This is a genomic window from Kitasatospora sp. NPDC040550, from assembly GCF_055594965.1.
This window is the reverse complement of record NZ_JBVIWC010000069.1, coordinates 1-1,139: the sequence shown is the minus strand read 5'-3', so window position 1 is coordinate 1,139 and position 1,139 is coordinate 1. Positions and strand designations below refer to the sequence as shown.

Sequence of the window (1,139 nt, the reverse complement as noted above, 5' to 3'; positions counted from 1 at the left end):
CTAGTGTCCTGAGTCTGGAATTTCATTCATAAATATAGACTGGGGCTGTGGCGCGGACGGGTCGGCCAAAGGTCGAGTTGGTGTTGTCGGAGGATGAGCGGGCTGCCCTGGAGGGGTGGGTGCGTCGCCGGTCGACGTCGCAGGCCTGGGCTTTGCGGTGCCGGATCATCCTGGAGTGCGCGAGCGGCGCGTCCAACAAGGACGTTGCGGAGCGGCTGGGATCGACGCCGCATGCGGTCGGCCGGTGGCGGGCCAGGTTCGTCGAGCACCGGATCGCCGGCCTGGGCGACATGCCCAGGCCGGGAGGTCCCCGCACGGTGACCGACGAGCAGGTGGCCGAGCTGGTCGCCAAGACCCTGGAGCGCACCCCGAAGGATGCTACGCACTGGTCGACCCGGTCGATGGCCAGGGAGACCGGCCTGTCCCAGTCCACCGTGTCACGGGTCTGGCGCGCGTTCGGACTGCAGCCGCATCGCGCTGAGACCTTCAAGCTGTCCGCCGACCCGTACTTCGTGGAGAAGGTCCATGACGTGGTCGGCCTCTACCTTGACCCGCCCGAGCGGGCCCTGGTGTTCTGCGTGGACGAGAAATCCCAGATCCAGGCGCTCGACCGGTCCCAGCCGGTGCTGCCGATGATGCCGGGCGTGCCGCAGCGGATGACCGCCGATTACGTCCGCCACGGCACCACCACCCTGTTCGCCGCACTCGAGGTCGCCACCGGCAGGGTCATCGGCTCGCTTCACCGCCGCCACCGGGCCGAGGAGTTCAAGAAGTTCCTGCTCCGGCTGGACAAGGAGGTCCCCGAGGGGCTGGATGTTCACCTGGTGCTGGACAACTACGCCACCCACAAGACGCCGGCGATCAAGACCTGGCTGGTCTCCCACCCTCGCTTCCACCTGCACTTCACCCCGACCGGCTCGTCATGGCTCAACCTGGTCGAGCGCTGGTTCGCCGAACTGACGAACAAACAGATACGGCGAGGCGTCCACAAGTCCGTCCAGGCCCTCGAAGCCGATATCCGTGACTGGATCGCCACCTGGAACACCAACCCGAAGCCCTACGTCTGGACCAAGACAGCCGACGAGATCCTCGACCGCCTAGCCGGATATCTGAAGCGAATTCCTGACTCAGGACACTAG

At 66.0% G+C, this 1,139-nt stretch carries 1 protein-coding gene; it reads left to right on the top strand.

Translation table 11 applies throughout. The features are described from left to right. Nucleotides 1-47 precede the first annotated feature (47 nt). On the top strand, nucleotides 48-1,139 hold the full coding sequence (locus tag ACZ58X_RS40225; RefSeq protein WP_470338520.1) for an IS630 family transposase: 1,092 nt from the start codon (nucleotides 48-50) through the stop codon (nucleotides 1,137-1,139).